General features: G+C 58.6%; 1 protein-coding gene. It reads right to left on the reverse strand.

Annotated elements, in window-relative coordinates; translation table 11 throughout:
* A partial coding sequence (locus tag AAFX91_RS42315; RefSeq protein ID WP_394570430.1) for an AMP-binding protein occupies positions 1 to 590 on the reverse strand: 590 nt, incomplete at both ends.

The raw sequence follows: 590 nt of genomic DNA on the forward strand, positions 1-590 counted from the left end.
CGCCCCGAACGGCACCGGCGCCCCATGACCGTCCAGCAGATACACCCGCGTGTTCGCAATCGGACGGCCAATCGGGATGTTGCTGGGTAGAGATGGCTCTCTCGGAATGTCATAGAAGATACAACCGACAACTGCTTCAGTTGGGCCGTACTCGTTCACCATTCTCACCGTGGGCTGGATCCTGCGCCACGACTCCACTGTCGAATGCGACAGCGCTTCACCGCCGATGATAAGCAATCCAACGCGGCTCGGCGCCGAGTCCGCCAGCATCTGTTGCCCAAGAGCATTCAGATGGCTCGGGGTAATATTGACGATCCCGCAGTCCGAGCGGATCGTTGCTTTGAGTCCCTCGACCTCATCTCCCTCCTTTATAAGGAATGCATGGCCACCACAGATCAGAGGCGCAAACAGGCTGTTGATTGTCGCATCGAAGACCAGAGGCGAGGAAATCACGGAGGATGATCTGGGAGCGTACGCATCGCGGGCCCAGGAGAGATAATTGACCAAGCTCCGATGCTCGACCATGACGCCCTTGGGCGTGCCTGTGGATCCCGAGGTGTAGATCACGTAGGCGAGATGGCGGGAGGTGA

It is taken from the genome of Bradyrhizobium sp. 31Argb, assembly GCF_043638955.1.
Lineage (GTDB): Bacteria > Pseudomonadota > Alphaproteobacteria > Rhizobiales > Xanthobacteraceae > Bradyrhizobium.